Below are 20,490 nucleotides of genomic sequence, written 5' to 3' on the forward strand. Positions count from 1 at the left end.
CGTTCTTTCAAAATATTGGACAAAAATGGTTGTTTTGAACCATTCAATTAGCACCATCGGGCTAGGTTTTCCGCTATGAAATAGTTAACATCATTGAGAGTTAGTTTGGGATTATATGTATTCATACTCGAGGGATTAAGCCAATCTTTTCATTTTATGCCTAGGGGAAATTAGCGCGGTTTCAAAATTTTCACGACTCAATGAATTTGGATGGCCGTCCTCGCTAAACAGACAATGCTACAGCAAGCAGCGACCATCCAGATATTTAAATTATTGTTCAGAAGCCAGTTTATGCACCTGCTGCAGCAGCTTTGTCATATCCATGCCCGCATGGTTGCCGAGCAAAATAACCGTCATGCCGCTATCCAAATTACGCAGCATGCCCGTCGCATAGCCGCTGCCGCTGCCATTATGGAAGACGCCCTTCTCGCCATTCAGGCTCAGCGCAATCCAGCCGTAGCCGTAATTTTTATCCGAATGCGGCGTATACATCGCTTCAAGCGACTGCTCGCTTACGACCTTGCCTGCCCGAAGCGCCGTATCCCATTTGAGCAAATCATCGACGGTCGAATAAAGCGTTCCCGTACCCGACTGCGACACATAATAAGGAGCTGCGGCCCACTCCTTATTTTTTTGCAAAATATAGCCCTGAATGGTCGGGGTTGCAGGCGTAGCCGTCCCTGAATTTTTCATGCCCAGCGGAGTAAGAAAATGCTTGCTTACATAGTCGGCATAGCTTTCGCCAGACAATTGCTCCAGTACATAAGCTAGCAGCACATAACCGTTATTGCTATATAAATAAGTCGTGCCCGGCTCATATTTCAACTGCTTCGTCCGAAGCTCCGCAATCGTCTGCTCAATGGTGACGTCGCCACTTCGTGTAAACTCAGATGGAAGCCCTGACGTATGCGAAAGCAGCATATGAATGGTTATGTCATCACCGCGCGGGATACCTGTTACGAATTTGGACACTGGATCGTTTAGGCTCAGCTTCCCTTGCTCGACCAATTGCATGATGGATGCAGCTGTAAATGATTTTGTAATGGAAGCGATACGCGACTTCGCGTCTGGACGATTCAATTTATTTGTTCCAGAAAAGCCATAGCCTTTGCGCAGCAGCACCTCGCCGTCTTTCGCTACAAGCGCCATGCCCGAGAAGGCTTCGCCCTTCAAATAGGCGTCAATAGCAGCATCCGCTTTGCTATACTTCGTTACTGCATCCGTCTGAATCCGGATCGTCAGCAGTTCCTTCGTCTGTGACAGCTGCAGCGATGCTTTGAGCGCATCTGTTACGGACCGAAGCGGAAGCATGAGCGTTCCTTTTATATTCAGGGAAGGAGCGGACATGTTCATAAGCAGCCCGTCCACCGTTACTACCGACGTTCCCGCCTTATGCACAATTACGTCTCCGTTAACTTTAATCGTTGCCGTTTGCGTCTTCCCATCCCATTCGATATTGCCCGCAGCTGCCTTGCCTGCTTCACGAAGCGGCACGAATGTATTGCCGTCCTTAATAAGCGGCTGCACGTTCCATGCCACCGCCTTGCCATTCACCTCGACTGCAATCGCCTTGCTGCTTGCTGGCTGCACCGTCTCTATCTTGCTGCTAGTTTGAGCCGCCGCCGCCGCCGCACCGCCAGCACCAGCAAACGCTGTTACGGCAGCGATTCCGATCAGTGCACTGCGCGCCACTGTATGCCGATTCAACCAACCTGCTATCTTCTTTCCTTTTATGCCTGTCATTCCCTGCCAACTCCTTTTTCTCATTCGCCTACACTTACACCTAATTCTATACGTTAACCATTTCTGTAATCCGTTCAACTAACCTTCCTCTATTATAGACGCAGCAAATGGGAAAATGTAGCGTCCACTGTTGAGCAGATATAGTTTAGCGTTAGGTGAACACATCTAATGTGAAAAAGGTACTACAACAAAATAAGCTTCACACAGGACTTTTCGCCTGTGTGAAGCTTATGACTACATCGCTTAATTGAATAGACTAGTGATTAAACTCATAGCTAAGGCTGCTTAGCAATGCTTCGCCAATTTTAGTCAAGTCCACTTGGCTCACAAGACCGATAGCACCTAGAAAATTCATCAGCAATTCACTTAGGAATGATTTCTCATTGTTTAATTGATACGATGCTGCTCCAAGATCCTTCAAAGAGAAATCCGCAACTGGAGTAACCTCTATTGTAGTCTCACCAACATCAACCAATGGCAAGGTGATCTCATTGTAGCCATTATCAGCTACTCTAGCTTTTAAGGCATCAATCTTGCCCGATCCTACGGCAATTGCTTTAAAATGCAAATTAACAAGCACACCGTTTCCATTAATACCATTATCAGCGCCATTGCTAGCCGTAATCAGTCTAAGCGTATTATTATTGATCTCCGTATTTGACGCAATACTAACCAAATCTACGGGCTCAACAGAAATAAGCTTAAAGCGAGTATCGTCATACTGAATATTGAAATCTTCTGCATAAATATTAGAAGCATTTTTCAAAATCGCCTGTACAACAAACGTGTCGAATAAAGATACCTGTGTGACATTTGATTCAATATCAAGGCTCATCGACGGTACGGGTATGCTGACGGAAGCTTCATTCGAGCTTGCACTTATGCGGCCATCTTTTGTAGCGAACACTACATAGTAATAAGTTGTATTGTACTGAACGTTAGCATCCGTATACGAAGGATTGCTCAGATTTTCTGCAATTGTTGTGTAAGGTCCACCGATAGAAGTACTTCTTTTAAGAATATAGGTAGCATTACTTACTAAATCCCATTGAAGCCCTACTCCTGGTTTTGAATATTCTGCTGTCAGATTTAATGGAGCCTGCACTCCTGTAAATGGCAAGATTTCTCCATCTTCCGCTATATCGATCGTATCAATAAATGTTTCGGATTGAGTAACGGTTAGCTCAACAGAATGTCTCCCATTTGAAAAACTATCGTTAAAATAGGTGACGCCATATTGTTTCGCACCGCCACCTTTAAATTTACCTAAATTAACATCATCAATAATAAGGCTATATTCACCTTTTACCAACCATGAACGAATGTTTAATTTGGTTCCTGTAAAATCAAATCTAAGTTTTAAATCCTTGCTGCTTCCAATGGAATCGCCACTAGTTTTCCCCATGTAATTTTGCGCAGTTGTATCTAATACCCAACTCCCTATATAAGTAATATTTGGAGTATTCGTTTTTAGATCTACCCTTTTCCAACCCGTTTCAGGGTTTAACAGAACATCATTCAGGTTTGCCGCGAACGTACTCGGAATAACTAACACAAAACATAATATTGCAGAAACAAAACTAAGTAACCATTTCTTCATGTCTCAATCTCCTTTTCTTCTGTCTAATTAGATATATCGGCAAAAGTTGGATTTTAATTAGTTAAATACGACCAAAAATCTGCATAATAAAAAAGCATGCGGCTAGAATCAAAATCCTGCTGCATGCCCTAATTTTATCTACTGCACCTTCATACTCCCTAAAGCTCCTTCAAAGCCTCCACAACCTGCTCCACATGCCCTTTCACCTTCACCTTGCGCCATTCGCGCGCAAGCTTGCCTTCAGCGTCAATAAGGAAGGTCGAGCGTACGACGCCCATATACTCCTTGCCATACAGCTTCTTAAGCTGCCACACGCCGAACAGCTCGCATACCTCATGCTCCTCATCCGCGAGCAGCAGAAACGGTAGCTCCTTCTTCGCAATAAACTTCTCATGGGACTTCACGCTGTCAGGACTAATCCCAATGACAACCGAATCACGGTCAACCATCCCTGGATAAGCATCGCGGAAATCACAAGCCTGATCGGTACAGGTCGGCGTATTATCCTTCGGATAAAAATAAAGCACAACCTTTTTGCCCCAGTAATCGCTTAGGCTCACCTGTGTACCATCCGATGCTGGAAGCTTAAAATCCGGCACCGCTTGTCCCACTTCTATCGTAGACATGTATTCAACCTCCGATTCCCATTTTTATATGTATGTAAAACTATAAACATTACCCCGTGTATTGAACGCTGTTGGCTTACATTGAAACGGCGAGGAATAGTTCCTCGCCGCATTGAAACAACTATTCGTTACGAGCCTGCACCGCGATAACGCTTCACGCCATGGTTCCACAGCAGCAGACCGAGCGTGAAGAACACAAGCCCCACAACTGGAGTCAGCAGCGCGAGCTGCGACAGGTCATCCGCTTTCTTTTCGAGAAAATACGAAGCGGGAATGACACCAACAAATGCGAAAGGCAGCAGCCAGGTCAGCACGAAACGAATCATTTTATTGTAAATGTTAACCGGATAACGTCCGTAGTTTTGAATATTGTACATGAGCGGCACGATGCCGGTAGGAGCATCCGAGTAGAAGGATATCGCCGACAAGGCCGTGTAAATACCCGCATACACCAGTACGGCTCCAATAACGAATACCGCCAGCAGCACAATATCCATGACATGGAACGGCAATCCCAGCTCTCCCCAGCATACGAACATAATAATTGCGCCGACGACGGAGCCGATCAGGGAAGGTGGATCGACATTTTCGAGCAGTACCTGAAACAAATTATGTGCCGGACGCGTCAAAATCCGGTCCATTTCCCCTTTGACAATATACCGCTCGCTGAAATTCCAGATGCTGAAAAAGGTGCTGAAAATGCCATATGGAATCATAAAGAACCCATAGACGAACACTACCTCTGCCTCGGACCAGCCGCCCAGCGATGGGGTATGACGAAAAACAATTAATATGAAGATCAGGTTCATGAACTGGAACATCATATCGGACAAGATCTCGATCCAAAAATCCATTCGGTAGGTCAGCCGCGTCTTCGCGTAGTTTTTAATATATTCCCAAAATAATTGTGCGTACAGCATGCCTGCCTTAACCTCCTTGCACGAACAGACGCTTGCGCGCCGCCCGCCATGTGAACCAGATTGGCACAAGCAGTACGACGAACCATACTACTTGCAGGCCAAACACGCCAGCAATTTCGCTGCCCGGCGTCCTGCCTGTGAAAACAGAGCTCGGCAAATACGTGATGGCCTGAAACGGCAGCCATTTCATAATGGCTGCGAGCCAGCCCGGGAAAAAAGCAATCGGCACGACGACGCCGGAAAATAAATCGACCATTACGCGTTTCATCCGCATCATGCCCTCGTTATTTTCAACGAAGAAGGCAAACAGCCCTGTTAAAATGTTGATTTGTGAATTAATGAGAAAGCTGAACAGCAGCATGACTAAATAAATCATCCACGTCATGGGATCGGTCGGCAGCTTCACCGGAAAAATCAGGCAGACGATAATCATGCCCGGAATCATGAACAGCAGCAAGCGGAATAAGCCTTCGCCAAAGCCCTGCATCATTTTCACGAGCAAATAGGAATACGGTCTGGTCATTTGGGTAGCGACGCTGCCGTCCCGAATGTCATTCGCAATTTCACGATCTAGATTGTTAAAATAAAACGCTCTCGCCATCCACGATACTGCGACATAAGTCGTCATCTGGGCGACGGTAAAGCCCGCCAGCTCCTGCTGCTCCCCGAAAATTGCTTTCCACAAAAAATAATACGCCCCGATGTTAATCGCATAAATAACGATACCACTGTAATAATTAACGCGGTATGCCAGCATCGTAATAAAACGGATGCGAATAAAATCCAGATAAGCGCCCATCATGAGACCGTCGTCTCCTTAAGCGCTGCCTGCTGCTCTGATTCTGTGCTAGCCGAGCCGGAGCGGTAAATTTCACGAACGATTTCATCCGTGTTCGTCTCCACAATTTTAATATCTTGAATGGCCGCACCGCCTACAACCTTGGACAGGGCGTCAGATACATTGATCGCATGCGGCAGCCACATCGTTGCCGTCAAATCATTGTCCATTTTCCAAGTTACATCTAACTCGCCAGTCAAGGCTTGAAGCGTCGACAGCTTCGTCTGCGTACTGAACTCAAAGTGAATTTCGCGCCCCTTGCTCCAGCGATTTTTCAAGTCCTCCAGCCCGCCGTCATAGATAATGCGACCATCATCAAGCATAATGACACGTGAGCATAACGCCTCGATATCCTGTAAATCATGAGTCGTGAGCAAGATCGTCGTTCCTTCCTCACGGTTCAAATCCTTCAGAAATTCGCGAATTTCTGTTTTGACGATAATATCAAGACCAATCGTCGGCTCATCCAAAAATAAAATCGACGGATTATGCAGCAGCGAAGCGACAAGCTCGCAGCGCATCCGCTGTCCGAGGCTCAGCTTGCGGACAGGACGGTTGAGCAAATCGCCAAGCTCAAGACGCTCGATCAAATTGTTCAGCCGCTTGCGGAAATCGGCCTCCGATACACGATACACTTTACGCAGCAATTGAAACGACTCAATAACCCCAATATCCCACCATAGCTGCGAACGCTGTCCGAAGACGACTCCGATTTCAGCGACAAACTTTTCGCGGTCCTTGTAGGGAACGTAACCGTTGACACGCAAATCGCCGGACGTTGGTACTAAAATGCCCGTCAGCATTTTAATGGTTGTCGATTTGCCTGCGCCATTTTCACCGATATAGCCACAGATTTCGCCTTGCGGGATTTGAAAAGAAATATCCTTTACGGCTGTAACCTCCGTATATTCGCGTTTGAACAGGTCTTTCAGCGCCCCGGACAGCCCTTCCCGGTTTTTTTGCACATTAAACTGCTTGCGCAGATCCTTAACATCTATTGCCAGCATTGGTTCGTCTAGCTCCTCTCCGTTAATACGGTCGACATTCCCCGGGAAATTATGCTAATCCCCGGTTTGCAAAAAGAGCGATGATTCACGGTCATCACACTTCATTATCCTATATTTTGATAAAACTTGCTTCCGTATGTCCTTCCGAATTATAATTTTACAATATGTAATCATACAGCAGATGGCAGGGCACGTAAATGCTATTAGAGAAACGTTTTACAATGGCAGTCAAGGGGAATGAATGGAAGACGGGGTACTGTGACATTTTGAAAGGGGCATTACTAGCATAATGGAAAATCGGCCGAAGAAAGCTAAGCTATCAAAAACGTGGAAATGGATTCTGACAATTGTCCTTATTCTGCTGGGAATCGGTATTGCTTATGCAGGTTACTGGATTTATGGCGTTTATAATGCTACGTCGGATTTCAATAAACCTAAAGAGGAATCAAGATTCTCCCATTTTGAGGACACGGGGCTCGAAGCACCTAAATGGGAAGGAACAGAGCGCGTCAACATTTTGCTGCTGGGCGGCGACGCTCGTGGCTTGGATGAAGGTCAAATTCCGCGTTCGGACTCTATGCTCGTTCTTTCTATAGACCCAACTACGAAGAGAGCGCATCTGTTATCTATACTCCGCGATACCTATGTCAGTATCGAAGGGCATGGACGGGGACGTATTAATACAGCCATCACACTAGGCAAGCCTGAGCTGGCAATGAAGACGGTCAGCGACTTGCTGGGACTCAACATTCAGTATTATGTCTATACGGATTTTGAAGGCTTTAAATCTTTAATTGATACAATGGGCGGCATCACGATCGATGTCGAGAAGGATATGCGTTATACCGACAATGCCGACGGCAACCGTTACGATATCGATTTAAAAAAGGGCGTCCAGCTGCTGGATGGCGACAAAGCGCTGCAATATGTACGCTTCCGCCATGATGCAATGAGCGACTTCACACGTACCGAGCGTCAACGCAAATTTCTGCAGGCTCTTGCCAAGGAACTGCAATCGGGCTGGAATATTCTTAAAATGAAAGAAATATTGGAGAGCGTCTCTCCGTATATTGAAACGAATTTAACGACCACAGACATGCTCAAGCTCGGACAGCTTGGAGTTGACAGCCATGTCGCTGGAACCGCACAGGTTCCGCCGATGGATATGATTGCTGATGAAGAGGTTGGCGGCGCTTCGGTGCTTGGCGTACGCAATGAGGATGAGCTTAAGGCCTATGTGGACACGCTGCTGGAAAGCGACGATACGCTCGCTTCTCCTGAGGCATCACCTGGCGCTGACGGCGGAGATGCCAGCAGCAGTGCTGGAGCTTCGGCCACTCCATCCCCATAAGATAATCTAGTAATGAGCTGTTTAGACAGCAGATTGAGATTGATGTTTGTCGTCCTCATTCCAAGTGGAATGAGGACGTTTTGATATTACATATTTAGGCTGGCACTCTCGCCTTCCAGGCGGGATGCTGCACTATTTTTCAAGGGGGAATTATCGTTATGACGATTCAAAGACCACGTTCCGAGGCGCTATATGTCGAAGCGCTTGAGCATATTGTAGGCGGCGTCAACAGCCCTTCCCGTTCGTTCAAAGGTGTTGGCGGCGGTGCACCCGTATTTATGAAACGTGCCGAGGGCGCTTATTTCTGGGATGTCGACGACAATCGCTATATCGATTATTTGGCGGCGTACGGTCCCATTATTACGGGACATGCCCATCCGCATATTACCGAAGCGATTGTTCGAGCCGCGCAAAATGGCATTTTGTATGGTACGCCGACCGAGCTTGAGGTTCAATTGGCACGCATGCTGAAGGACGCGATTCCCTCTATGGATAAAGTGCGCTTCGTCAACTCCGGCACCGAGGCGGTGATGACGACCATTCGCGTCGCACGGGCGTTCACGAAACGCAGCAAAATTATTAAATTCGCCGGCTGCTACCATGGACATTCAGATCTAGTGCTCGTAGCAGCAGGCTCAGGTCCCTCAACACTTGGCATACCGGACAGCGCTGGCGTACCGATTAGCATTGCCCAAGAGGTCATTACGGTGCCGTTCAACGACATTCCGGCCTTGAAGCAGGCGCTTGAACGCTTCGGCCACGAGACGGCAGCCGTTATGGTAGAGCCTATTGTTGGCAATTTCGGCATGGTAATGCCGCATGAAGGATATTTAGAGCAGCTGTGCGCTTTGACGCGTGAGGCTGGAGCGCTTGTTATTTATGATGAGGTCATTAGCGCATTCCGCTTCCATTACGGCTCCTCGCAAACGTTCGCTGCCTTCCCTGATCAAGCTGCCATTGAGCCGGACCTTACGGCGCTTGGCAAAATTATCGGCGGCGGGCTGCCGATCGGCGCTTATGGCGGACGCCGCAGCATTATGGAGCAGGTCGCACCGCTCGGCCCTGCTTATCAGGCCGGAACGATGGCCGGCAACCCCGCCTCCATATCCGCAGGTATCGCCTGTCTGGAAGTATTGAAGACGCCTGCCATTTATGAGCGTATGGATCGGCTTGCTGGGCAGCTGGCAGGAGGATTGAAAGCGGCAGCAGATAAAAATGGCTTTGCGCTCACGATTAATCAAATTCGCGGATCATTTTCGGCCCATTTTTGCAATCATCCCGTTACGAATTACGATGAAGCGCAGGATACGGACGGCGAGCTGTTCGGTCGCTTCTTTAAGCTAATGCTCGATCAGGGCATTAATTTGGCACCTTCCAAATATGAAGCGTGGTTTCTGACCATCGCCCATACCGATGAAGATATTCATGCGACCATTGAAGCGGCGGAGCACGCTTTCAGCAAGCTTTAGGAGAGGTCAGCCCAATGCCTTCTGTAATAGAAAGGGACATGTTGATGAACCCATATATGGAATTTGACCGCGCCGCTTGGTCGGCACTCCGTGATCATACCCCTCTGCCACTCACGGAGGATGAACTGGGTGAACTGAAAGGCCTCAATGACCAAGTGTCGCTTGAGGAGGTTGAGGCGATTTATTTGCCGCTTACCCATCTGCTGAACCTGCATATCGAAGCTGCTGAGCGGCTAAGGCAGGCTTCAGCTGCTTTTCTGCATATGGAGGCACCTAAAGTACCGTTTGTACTAGGCATAGCCGGCAGTGTAGCCGTAGGCAAAAGCACGACAGCGCGGCTGCTGCAGCGGCTGCTTTCCATGCATGGGAGTGGCCGCAAGGTCGATCTCGTTACGACAGACGGCTTCCTCTACCCCAAAAGGGTACTGGAGGAACGCGGGCTGATGAAGCGTAAAGGATTTCCCGAAAGCTATGCCGTCAAGACGCTGATGGATTTTATGGGGCAAATTAAATCGGGCAATCCCCGTGTAGAGGCGCCGATCTATTCTCATCTGACCTATGACATTATTCCCGGGCAATATCAGCTTGTCGAACAGCCGGATGTGCTGATTGTCGAAGGGATTAACGTTTTGCAGGTCAGTAAAGAAGCGCACTCTTTTGTAAGCGATTTTTTCGACTTCTCGATTTTTGTCGATGCGCCAGAAACGTTCATCGAGCGCTGGTATGTCGAACGATTTTTGATGCTGCGGCATACCGCTTTTAAGAACAAGGACTCCTACTTCCACCGCTATGCCAGCCTGACGGATGAAGAAGCTGTCGAGACAGCAGCAACGATCTGGAAGGAAATCAATGCCGTCAATTTGTACGATAATATTTTGCCGACGAAACGGCGGGCTATGCTGATACTGCAAAAGGATGCCCAGCACCGTATTCAGCAAATTCAGTTGCGGAAATAGCATAACGCAGCAGCCAGTCCTTTTTGGGATGAATGGCTGGCATCATGAAGTCGCCTCTCTGAACAGAGGGCGGCTTTATTTTCTACTTTTGAATCAAAAGGAGTTAAGTTATGGGCTGGGAATATGGTATAAAGACTAAGCAGCCTGCGATCCTTCCTGAGCTTGTGAAGCGTCTGGCTGGGGCCATTCATGTATCGGAGCCATACAGGATCGAGCGATATGATAATGGCTTCACCCTGCTTCAGGATGACACCTTCTGGCCATTAGCCTTGCAGGTGTCGATAGAAACAGCAATTGGAATCGAAGATATCACCGATAGTGAGACTTATGTTTATTGTCTGTTTCATATCCGTAACGAGCTTGCTGCAGGCTGGTTGAAACAGATGGAGCTGGAAACAGAAGCTTACCGATATGACGGCATGCTGGAGTGGTTCGAGCTCTAGACGTGAGAGGATCATTGCCAATTGGAGGAAGATCAAAATGAACGAACCGGTATTAAAGAAGGCCATGACTACCTTAGAGTTTCTTAGCCAGGATGCTGAGGCTCGCAGATTATATGAAGACAGGCAGAAATTCCTTCATGATGAGGCATCTATGATTGAGGGAGCGCTTGCTGAAGGAGAGGCACTCGGAGAAGCACGCGGAGTCCTTCAAGGCGAGCAAAAAAAAGCGCTAGAAGTTGCCCAGAAGCTTTTAGCACTCGGCGTTGAGATTTCCATTATTGCTGCGGCTTCCGGTTTATCAGAAGCTGAAATTATTGCGCTTAAGAAACAAGGGGAATAAGATCGATCGTACACTCGATGCACTTTGCCTGCGATCACGTACCCCACTTAAACCATTGGTACTGCATAGAGTACCATTATCATAGCAGCAAAGAAGCAGCCTACAGTAGGCTGCTTCTTTGCTGCTGCTCATTAATTTAACTGACGACTAATCAAGCACGTCCACTCTATCCCCTGCTACTTTACTGCCTCGGCATCCGCCAATGCCTTCAAAAACGGCTCATGCATCAGCCCATTCGAAGCCGCTACATTTCGAACGCCGAGATGGTAGCCTTTGCCCTGCGTATCTGTGACGATGCCGCCCGATTCCTGTACAAGCAGCGAGCCTGCTGCCAAATCCCAGCTGTTCAGCCCGATTTCCCAGAAGCCTGTAAGGCGGCCTGCTGCCACATAAGCCATATGAAGCGCAGCCGAGCCTGACGAGCGAAGATTGCGTACCTGCGGCGCAAGCGCCTGAATGCCTTTCAAATTCAGCGGCAGCGCATAAAGATGATCTGCCGGGAAGCCCGTCGCGATCAAGCTACTGCTGAGCGTTTCTTCCTTCGACACCTGCATCCGCTTGCCGGATACATAGGCGCCTTTCCCCTTCTCGGCAAGGAACAGCTCGTCCCTCATCGGGTCATATACAACCCCAACGATGACTTCACCTTTATAAGCAAGCGCAATCGATACGACGAAAAAAGGAAAACCATGAACGAAGTTCGTTGTTCCATCAATCGGATCGACAATCCATAAATATTCCGCCTCGCTCTTGTCGGCAAGTGCCTGAGCTGAAGCCTCAGGTCCAGGCTCGACCCCTTCTTCCCCCAAAAAAGAATGATGGGGAAAATGAGTCAGAACCAGCTTTTTAATAAGCTGCTCCGAGCCCTTATCTACTTCTGTTACTAAATCATGCGAAGAGAATTTTGTATCCAGTCTATTATAATTCCCCAGTTTCGTCTTGATCCATTCGCCCGCTTTGGCCGCGCAATTGATCGCAACCGCAGTGAAGCTTTTGCCGCTTACAACTGAAGGTTCACGCTGATCACTCACGGTGCATCACCCAACTCTCTTTTATAAGTTTAACTATTAACATTATCTATTATTACGCTCATAAATCAATATGCGTTCCTGTCTTTTTGCTAGAGTTCAAAAAAAGCTACAGCTGCCTAATGCCTTCATAGACCAGTTGGCAGGCCAGAACGAGCAGGGTAACCCGCAGCAGCCATAGCAGCCCATTACCGCTCATGCGGTTAGCAATATAAGCTCCCAGCTTCCCGCCAACCCATGCGCCCGGAATAAGGGCAAGTAAAATCCACCAGTTGATCTCCCCCAGCCATACATGCGTGGCACTGCCTAATATCGACGATAAAAAAATGACAAACATCGACGTAGCGGTTGCCGCATGCGGCGGAAAACGGAACAGCAGCACCATTAGCGGAACGAACAATGAGCCCCCGCCAATGCCAAACAATCCGGAAATGATGCCAACACCAAACCCAATAACAAGCATCGGCCAAATCGCATAGCCATACGTATGCTGCTCGCCAGCTGCATCCACCATCGTCCTCTGTACCGGCCACTCCCGCGCAACCGGTTTCAAATAATTTCGTACGATCAATAAAGCAGATATAAGCAGCATAAAAATGCCGAAGGACAAATTAAATGCGGCGCCTTTCAAAAGCCCTGTCATAGCCGCTCCAAGCATGGCAGCCGGACCGCTTGTCGTGAACAGCAGCCAGGAGCTGCGATAATCGACGATTTTGCGCTTTGCGTAGGATAGCGTCGAGGCAAGCGCTGTTACAATGAGCATCGTAAGCGAGGTGCCAACCGCTGTGCCATGGTCGATTGGAGCTCCTATAAGTGAAGGCCCCAAATACATAAGGGCTGGCACTATAATAATACCACCGCCCAGACCGACAATGCTTCCGAACATCGCTGCTGCCATCCCTAATAATACGAGTGCAATCCATTCAAACACGCTGTCACCGCCTTCTGTTCAATCATGATGCGTTACATGTTCCCCTACACCGTCACTTTTCATTCCTAGTAGAAGAGCACCGTCAACGATAGCTGACGGTGCTGCATGCTTGTGTAAAGGTTATAACTCGGTTACTTCAATACTGCCGTCGTCCACGATCCGAACGCCTTCGCCCCTATCCGCCAACATGCGGAAGCCATCCATGAGCGCCAGCAGCGCCTTATCCTTGAGCTTCGCTTCGAGCATGCAGTCAAGCTGCGGCGTCACCGCCGCCACCTTCCGCAAAAACAACAGCAAATCGTCCGCATTCAAATAATCAGCATGACTGCGTGGATTCGGCCCATCCTTCGGGCTGGAAAAATGGATTTTCGGCGGCAGGCTAATTTCGTCCGTATCGTCCTTGCCAGCAGCCGCAGCAGCCGCTTCGCTATTCAGCCGCTGTTCTTCAAGCCGCCACGTCTCGGCGATTTGCGGCCACAGACTGCTGCACAGCTTGTCCAAGGAAACCCCGCCATCATTCACCTGATGGTGATGCACGTCAAGCACCATCGGCACTTGCACAGCCTGAGCCGCCTCCAGCGTCTCGACTGCATTGAACGTCTTATCGTCGTTCTCCAGCGTGACGCGGTTTCGATAGCGCTCCGGGAGTGCCTGAAACTGCCGAATAAAGCGTGCTCCTGCGACCATCTTATCGCCATATGCACCGCCAATATGTATGTTGCACTTGACTGACTCCGGCAGTCCCATTTCCTCCAGCATGCGGACATGATATTCCATGTCCCGTATAGAGCTTTCCAGCACCTCGGGCCGAGGCGTACTGAATACGCAAAAATGGTCAGGGTGAAACGAAACCCTCATCCGATTTTTTTGCACAAAATCACCAATTTCACGAAAAGCTTCACGCAGGGCCGGATAAGCATCCCAATCAGCTACACCCTGATGGGTTGCCAGCGGGATCAGCTTAGAGGAGAAACGATACATCTGAATATCGCTCCCCTTGGCATGCTTCAGCATCCGCAGTGTGCTGCGCAAATTATCCTCAGCAATCCGCTCAAGCTTGCGCAGAGCCGCTTCACGATCGGCAAGCTTCGTAAAATTTGCAAACGTCATCGTTCGCGAAGGCGAAGCGTTTTCCAGCAGCATGCTCATGGCTACGAACCCGAACCTAACCAGCATCTGCTATTCACGCTCGCCAAAAAACATTTCGTAAGCTAGTGCAGTCTGCACTTTAGCCTCTTCCTCTGTCAGCTTTCTCACAAGCTCCATCTCCACTTCAGTCACTTCTTCACCTTGAAAATTAATTTCAGCGATCGAAGCGAGGATGCGGACTATGGCAATAGCCTCATTGTTCGTCGTATACGCAATGACCTTCTGGCCTGTAGGGTATACGCGAAATCCGCTCTTTACCATCTTGCCCTTGCCGTATTCAAGCAATTCATGAAGCTCCTGCTCCGACTTGAATTTGCATACAGAATTAAACTCGGTTGAAAATCCCATGATCTCCCTCCTTTCTTTAGAGTGATTCCCCTGAAGCTTTATTACGCTTCGCTTGCTCCGAAATTGATTTTTTGCTTCTCGCCATGCCGTCTTAGAGCCAGCTCAATCAACTTATCCAGCAGCTCGCGGTAAGGCATGCCTGTTTCTCTCCACATAAGCGGGTACATGCTGAAAGGCGTAAAGCCCGGCAGTGTATTAACCTCGTTAATAAACAGCTGACCGTCCGACCTGCGCATGAAGAAATCTACGCGGGAAAGGCCTGATCCATCAATGGACAGAAAGGCGCGAATTGCCATATCCCGAACCGTCTCTGAAATTTCCTCCGAAAGCTCGGCTGGAATTTGCATGACCGATTTGCCATCTACATATTTTGCCTTATAGTCGTAAAATTCATTAGAAGCAATAACCTCGCCCGGCACAGAAGCTTTAGGCTCGTCATTTCCAAGCACCGCAACTTCGATTTCTCTCGCATCGACAAATTCCTCAACGATCACTTTACGGTCATACTTGAAGGCATAATTGACTGCCGCCATCAGCTCCTCGCGGTTGCGCGCCTTGGAAATGCCGACACTGGAGCCCAGATTAGCTGGCTTAACAAAGCATGGGTAGCCGAGGGCTACTTCACATTCCATTACAAAAAAGGCAGCATCCTTCTCCCACTGCGTACGGTTGAAGTAACGGAACACGCATTGCGGCAGCCCTTCCTGCGCAAATACTTTTTTCATCGTCACCTTGTCCATGCCTACTGCTGATGCCAGTACGCCTGCGCCAACATACGGAATGTTTGCCATTTCGAACAAGCCTTGAATCGTGCCATCCTCGCCAAATGTGCCATGCAGGAGCGGGAATACGACATCAATAGCCGTTGCTCCAGCTGCTGCTGCAACTGATGTATCTAAACCGGCAAACAGCGGAGCAAGCGGGAAGCCCGCTCCGGAAGCGCCTGCTGCAAGGCGCAGCTCGCTGGCGGTTTGCGGCTTGCTTCCAAGCTTGCCGCCAACTCTCCACTCGCCCTGCTTAGTAATATAGAAGGGGGTAATTGCGTATTTATCGTAATCAAATTCTCCCATTACTGCGAACGCAGTCTGCAGCGAAACTTCATGCTCGCCTGATTTTCCTCCATATACAAGTGCTACGTTTACTTTCGTCCCCATCGCATATCCTCCGGTAAAATAATAAATAATAACTTATAATTGATCCTCAATATGAAAAAAACGGTACCTGGTCTGTTCCGTCCAGGCATAAGAATCACGGTAGTCCCAGTAGCGATGGCGGCTAGGCACAGTATTCGCATTAACAAGCGGCATACCCGCTGCATCGAAAGCTGTTACGATCGTGCTGTGCTGAAAACGGTTGTCGCCGTTCCAGTCATAAGTGATGACATCGCCAAGCTGGAGCTCTTCAGCCGAGTCAACGACTCTGGCCCGAAGACCTGACTGCCGGGGAGTGGATAAATAGTTTGTCAGCGCATTTGACACCGACCAGCTGTAGCTCCACCATTCCCTGCCTCCGTTACGGCCTTTATACCACCAGCCGCTGCCCCTGTTACCAGTATAATTCATCGGAGCATTGCCTGCAAAGACCGACTGGGAGATGTAGTTCGTGCAATTGACCTCGAACTCCTCATATGCAGGGTTTGGTTCATTCCACCAACGGTCGGCGTAAGCGGCGGCCAAATCGCGCCGATACAGCGCGCGGACGGCTTGGGGTTGGAAGGCCGCAAACAGGTCATAATTTAAGTAGGGCACGGAGCGAAGCCGGAATTGCTCCTCTTCTAGCTGCTGCTCTTCCTCTCCAACCAGTTGTTGATCCTGAAAAGAAAGCTCGAAGCGTGGCCGCCGTTCCGCAATGATCGGCTCAATGCGAACGATATGCCAGCGTTCGCCAGCAGCGGCCAGCCATAGTCGCTCCACTTCTTTCCGTTCTTCAATATAATGCATTCCTCTATGCTCAATCTGCCGCTTAATATGCAGCCGAATGAGCACGGATGCTTCGGCCCCAGACTCCTGCACCCTGACAAGCTCCGCCTTCGTCTCGCTGCGCGAGGGCAGGACGCCGCGCAGCAAATCCCGCTCGCGCAGCCGATTCAGTCGTCCGCGAAGCCTGCCGCAATGTTCCTTGTCTGCGACGAAGCCGTCTACCGCTGCCGCATGCTGCTCGGTTTCCGCCTGATTATACAGGCTTACATACTGATGCACGGCAGGCTTCCAGCCCCGGGCTTCCTCTCCGGAAAGCGGCGGAGAATCGCCTGAACGCATTAGCGAGGTCATGGAAGACGCAGCCATTCGCGGTTGCTCAGCAGCGGCTGGCTCCGGCTTTTGCCGCTTGTGCTGCCTCGCTCCTCCATTCGTCGTTCCCGCTTGAGCATGCTGCTGCGCGGGCCGCAGAGCGGGCCGCTTCTGAGAGGCGGACAGGTTCAGCAGCGGCTGCCGCTCCTGCTTGCCTGCACGGCGGCTTGCCATTTGTTTGTCTGATCGCAAGGACATTGGCTTTCCCTCCTAAAAGCAAGCTTTTAATCCGCACGTGCTGCGACGGGCGCCAGGCAAGGGTGCGGAGCGCCTAATCCTTTTATTTATATGTTCACATCTCACCAAACATGAAGCTATGTCAAAAGCTCGCATAATAATCCATTATTAGGATAAAACAAGCGATGCCGATAGATGTTACATTCGTCCATCAGCCTAAATGCCTAAAAAGGGCGCCAATATTCGCGAAAGCGGGTACAATTGGACTTTACGAGAGCCCCTATTTAGCGATATACTAGAGGCATAGCAAATTTGAAATCGTGTTTCACAGAGCGAAACACATCCCGAGCGTAAACGGTTGAAGCCATCCTTTGGTGGCAATGCTACCGTTTCGCGTAGAAATATAGAGAATGTATGGAAACATCATATACCTTCCTATATTTTAAAGAATGTTACCTTTTCTTTTACAAAAGTAAAGCCATCTAAGGAGGAACTTGAACCATGTCTCATCAAAATCATTACTCCGTTCGCACCTCGCTTGACGTAAACGGCAAATCCTTTGCGTATTACCGTTTGTCCGGCCTGGAAGAACAAGGCCTTGGAAAAATTTCCAAGCTTCCTTACTCCATCAAAGTATTGCTCGAGGCTGCTGTACGTCAATTCGACGGCCGCGCTATTACGCCTGAGCATGTTAAACAACTGACAACATGGGCAGATGGACGCGAGGACAAAGAAATTCCGTTTATTCCTGCTCGTATCGTTTTGCAGGATTTCACTGGCGTTCCCGTCGTAGTCGATCTGGCAGCTATGCGTGATACGGTTAAACGTGCAGGCGGCGACCCTAAAAAAATCAATCCGCTCGTTCCGGTTGACCTCGTAATCGACCACTCGATCATGGTTGATGCATTTGGCAACGCGGACGCGCTTGAATACAACACAAAGGTAGAATTTGAGCGCAATGAAGAGCGCTACCGCTTCCTGCGCTGGGCACAAACGGCGTTCGATAACTTCCGTGCTGTACCGCCGGGAACAGGTATCGTTCACCAAGTTAACCTCGAGTACCTTGCATCTGTTGCTGCTACAAAAGTCATCGATGGCGAAACGGTTGTTTTCCCAGATTCCCTCGTTGGTACGGATTCCCATACAACCATGATCAACGGTCTTGGCGTAGTCGGCTGGGGCGTTGGCGGTATCGAGGCTGAAGCAGGTATGCTGGGCCAACCGCTTTATTTTGTAACACCTGAAGTTATCGGCTTCAAATTGACAGGCAGCTTGGCAGAAGGCGCTACGGCGACTGACCTTGCCCTGACCGTTACGCAAATTCTTCGTAAAAAAGGCGTTGTCGGCAAATTCGTCGAGTATTTCGGTCCAGGCCTGTCCAACATCAGCCTTGCTGACCGTGCAACAGTTGCCAACATGGCTCCAGAGTACGGCGCAACTGTGGGCTTCTTCCCAGTCGACAGCGAGACGCTTAACTTCATGCGTGCAACTGGCCGTACAGAAGAGCAGATCGCTCTGGTTGAAGCTTACTACAAAGCACAAGACATGTTCCGCACAGATGAGACGCCAGATCCTGTCTTCTCCGATGTGATTGAGCTTGATATGTCGACTGTTGTTCCTTCCCTTGCTGGTCCTAAGCGTCCTCAAGATCGTGTTGAGCTGACAGCAATGAAAGAAGAGTTCAACAACATCATCCGCACGCCGATCGATAAAGGCGGATACGGCATGACGGATGAGAAGATCGAAGAGTTCGTTGACGTGAAGCACCCGAACGGCCAAGCAAGCAAAATGGGCACTGGCGCGGTTGTTATTGCAGCTATCACAAGCTGTACGAACACCTCTAACCCAAGCGTTATGCTGGGTGCGGGCCTAGTAGCGAAGAAAGCGGTAGCTCTCGGACTAACCAAGCCTGCTTATGTAAAAAGCTCCCTGACGCCGGGCTCGCTCGTCGTTACGGAATATTTGAAGAAAGCAAACCTGCTGGAATCGTTGGAAGCACTTGGTTTCCACGTGGCTGGTTACGGCTGCGCTACTTGTATCGGCAACTCCGGTCCGCTTCCTGATGAAGTAGGCCAAGCTATTGCTGACAACGACATGACGGTAGCGGCTGTATTGTCCGGTAACCGTAACTTTGAAGGCCGTGTTCATGCTCAGGTGAAAGCGAACTACTTGGCTTCTCCTCCGCTTGTTGTTGCATATGCGCTTGCAGGAACGGTTAACATTGACCTTTCCAAAGATGCAATCGGCTATGACAAAGACAACAACCCGGTTTACCTGAAAGACATTTGGCCAACTTCGAAAGAAATTCAGGAAGCAACTGCGGCTGCCCTTAATCCGCAAATGTTCCGTGATAAATATGAAAATGTATTTACACAAAATGATCGTTGGAATGCAATCGACGTACCAGAAGGCGAAAGCTACGAGTGGGATCCAAAATCCACTTACATTCAAAATCCGCCGTTCTTTGAAAACCTTGGTACGGAGCTTAACGACATTGCCGACATCCATTCTGCAAATGTGCTTGCGCTTATGGGCGACTCGGTTACAACTGACCATATCTCCCCTGCCGGCAACATCAAAGCAGATAGCCCAGGCGGCGAATATTTGATCGAAAATGGCGTAAAAAGAGAAGATTTCAACTCGTACGGCTCGCGTCGTGGTAATCACGAAGTCATGATGCGCGGTACATTCGCCAACATCCGTATCCGCAACCAAGTGGCTCCGGGCACTGAGGGCGGCGTAACGACTTACCTGCCTACTGACGAAGTAATGTCGATCTACGATGCTTCCATGAAGTATCAAAAATCCGGCAAAAACCTTGTTGTTATCGCTGGTAAAGAATACGGCACAGGCAGCTCCCGTGACTGGGCGGCAAAAGGTACTTTCCTGCTCGGCGTAAAAGCCGTTATTGCGGAAAGCTTCGAGCGTATTCACCGTTCCAACTTGGTCGGCATGGGCGTACTGCCACTGCAATTCCAAGAAGGCCATGGCTGGAAAACGCTTGGTATTACTGGCCGTGAAACGTTCGATATTACTGGACTGTCCAATAATGTGACAGCGGGCGAGTCCGTTACTGTAACGGCAACCCGTGAAGACGGCACTGCATTTGACTTCCAAGCTATCGTTCGTCTGGACTCCATGGTTGATGTAGACTACTACCGTAATGGCGGTATTCTGCAAACCGTGCTTCGTCAAATGATTGCTAACATGTAATAAGCTAACTTACAGCTTGATTCACAGAAATTAAGAAAAGCAGCAATTCTCCCGTTATTGGAG

17 protein-coding genes and 1 pseudogene are annotated in these 20,490 nt (G+C 49.2%); 6 read left to right on the top strand and 12 right to left on the bottom strand.

The features are described 5' to 3' along the window. Positions 1–270: 270 nt before the first annotated feature. The 6 genes from AC50YG_RS07900 to AC50YG_RS07925 form a co-directional block, all read right to left on the bottom strand. Positions 271–1,743 (bottom strand): serine hydrolase domain-containing protein, encoded by a 1,473-nt coding sequence (locus tag AC50YG_RS07900; protein ID WP_494825959.1) that lies wholly within the window; start codon positions 1,741–1,743, stop codon positions 271–273. A 256-nt stretch (positions 1,744–1,999) separates the two neighbouring features. Continuing rightward, positions 2,000–3,343: a cohesin domain-containing protein gene (locus tag AC50YG_RS07905; protein ID WP_494825961.1), complete on the bottom strand. Its 1,344-nt coding sequence runs from the start codon at positions 3,341–3,343 to the stop codon at positions 2,000–2,002. Between the two features lie 158 nt (positions 3,344–3,501). Next, positions 3,502–3,969 (bottom strand): thioredoxin-dependent thiol peroxidase, encoded by a 468-nt coding sequence (gene bcp, locus AC50YG_RS07910; protein WP_494825963.1) that lies wholly within the window; start codon positions 3,967–3,969, stop codon positions 3,502–3,504. 128 nt (positions 3,970–4,097) lie between these two features. Next, positions 4,098–4,889, bottom strand: coding sequence for an ABC transporter permease (locus AC50YG_RS07915; RefSeq protein ID WP_046232135.1), 792 nt, complete (start codon positions 4,887–4,889; stop codon positions 4,098–4,100). Between the two features lie 7 nt (positions 4,890–4,896). Then, the gene (locus AC50YG_RS07920) at positions 4,897–5,691 is read right to left on the bottom strand and encodes an ABC transporter permease (RefSeq protein ID WP_341281009.1); all 795 of its coding nucleotides are present in this window, start codon (positions 5,689–5,691) and stop codon (positions 4,897–4,899) included. Further along, on the bottom strand, positions 5,688–6,734 hold the full coding sequence (locus AC50YG_RS07925) for an ABC transporter ATP-binding protein (RefSeq protein WP_473756639.1): 1,047 nt from the start codon (positions 6,732–6,734) through the stop codon (positions 5,688–5,690). Before AC50YG_RS07925 ends, AC50YG_RS07920 begins: the two co-directional genes overlap by 4 nt. A gap of 289 nt (positions 6,735–7,023) precedes the next feature. Here AC50YG_RS07925 and AC50YG_RS07930 point away from each other — a divergent pair, with 289 nt between their 5' ends. From AC50YG_RS07930 to AC50YG_RS07950, 5 genes and pseudogenes are all read left to right on the top strand, one after another. Further along, the gene (locus tag AC50YG_RS07930) at positions 7,024–8,085 is read left to right on the top strand and encodes an LCP family protein (RefSeq protein WP_494825966.1); all 1,062 of its coding nucleotides are present in this window, start codon (positions 7,024–7,026) and stop codon (positions 8,083–8,085) included. Positions 8,086–8,243: 158 nt separating this feature from the next. Then, positions 8,244–9,554: a glutamate-1-semialdehyde 2,1-aminomutase gene (locus AC50YG_RS07935; protein WP_494825968.1), complete on the top strand. Its 1,311-nt coding sequence runs from the start codon at positions 8,244–8,246 to the stop codon at positions 9,552–9,554. A gap of 14 nt (positions 9,555–9,568) precedes the next feature. Next, a complete protein-coding gene (gene coaA / locus AC50YG_RS07940; protein WP_494825970.1) occupies positions 9,569–10,510 on the top strand; it encodes a type I pantothenate kinase in 942 nt (313 codons plus the stop codon). Between the two features lie 110 nt (positions 10,511–10,620). Further along, positions 10,621–10,953 carry a hypothetical protein gene (locus AC50YG_RS07945; protein ID WP_494825972.1) on the top strand — a complete coding sequence of 111 codons (333 nt, stop codon included), beginning with the start codon at positions 10,621–10,623 and terminating at the stop codon, positions 10,951–10,953. A gap of 16 nt (positions 10,954–10,969) precedes the next feature. Beyond that, a pseudogene (locus AC50YG_RS07950) lies at positions 10,970–11,293 on the top strand (Rpn family recombination-promoting nuclease/putative transposase); the annotation flags it as partial. A 176-nt stretch (positions 11,294–11,469) separates the two neighbouring features. On the opposite strand, the gene AC50YG_RS07955 reads toward AC50YG_RS07950, so the two are convergent. From AC50YG_RS07955 to AC50YG_RS07980, 6 genes are all read right to left on the bottom strand, one after another. Beyond that, a complete protein-coding gene (locus tag AC50YG_RS07955; RefSeq protein WP_473756648.1) occupies positions 11,470–12,324 on the bottom strand; it encodes an inositol monophosphatase family protein in 855 nt (284 codons plus the stop codon). Between the two features lie 106 nt (positions 12,325–12,430). Beyond that, positions 12,431–13,252 (bottom strand): sulfite exporter TauE/SafE family protein, encoded by an 822-nt coding sequence (locus AC50YG_RS07960; protein WP_494825974.1) that lies wholly within the window; start codon positions 13,250–13,252, stop codon positions 12,431–12,433. Positions 13,253–13,372: 120 nt separating this feature from the next. Continuing rightward, positions 13,373–14,428 (bottom strand): UV DNA damage repair endonuclease UvsE, encoded by a 1,056-nt coding sequence (uvsE, locus tag AC50YG_RS07965; RefSeq protein WP_494825975.1) that lies wholly within the window; start codon positions 14,426–14,428, stop codon positions 13,373–13,375. Positions 14,429–14,431: 3 nt separating this feature from the next. Next, positions 14,432–14,749, bottom strand: coding sequence for a hypothetical protein (locus AC50YG_RS07970; RefSeq protein WP_046232147.1), 318 nt, complete (start codon positions 14,747–14,749; stop codon positions 14,432–14,434). Between the two features lie 41 nt (positions 14,750–14,790). Next, the gene (locus tag AC50YG_RS07975; protein WP_494825978.1) at positions 14,791–15,903 is read right to left on the bottom strand and encodes a D-alanine--D-alanine ligase; all 1,113 of its coding nucleotides are present in this window, start codon (positions 15,901–15,903) and stop codon (positions 14,791–14,793) included. A 33-nt stretch (positions 15,904–15,936) separates the two neighbouring features. Next, a complete protein-coding gene (locus tag AC50YG_RS07980; RefSeq protein ID WP_494825980.1) occupies positions 15,937–17,235 on the bottom strand; it encodes an amidase domain-containing protein in 1,299 nt (432 codons plus the stop codon). A gap of 480 nt (positions 17,236–17,715) precedes the next feature. Between AC50YG_RS07980 and acnA the strand changes: the two genes are divergently transcribed. Beyond that, positions 17,716–20,427: an aconitate hydratase AcnA gene (gene acnA / locus AC50YG_RS07985; protein WP_494825982.1), complete on the top strand. Its 2,712-nt coding sequence runs from the start codon at positions 17,716–17,718 to the stop codon at positions 20,425–20,427. Positions 20,428–20,490: the final 63 nt, after the last annotated feature.

It is taken from the genome of Paenibacillus sp. J31R34 (genome assembly GCF_059383715.1).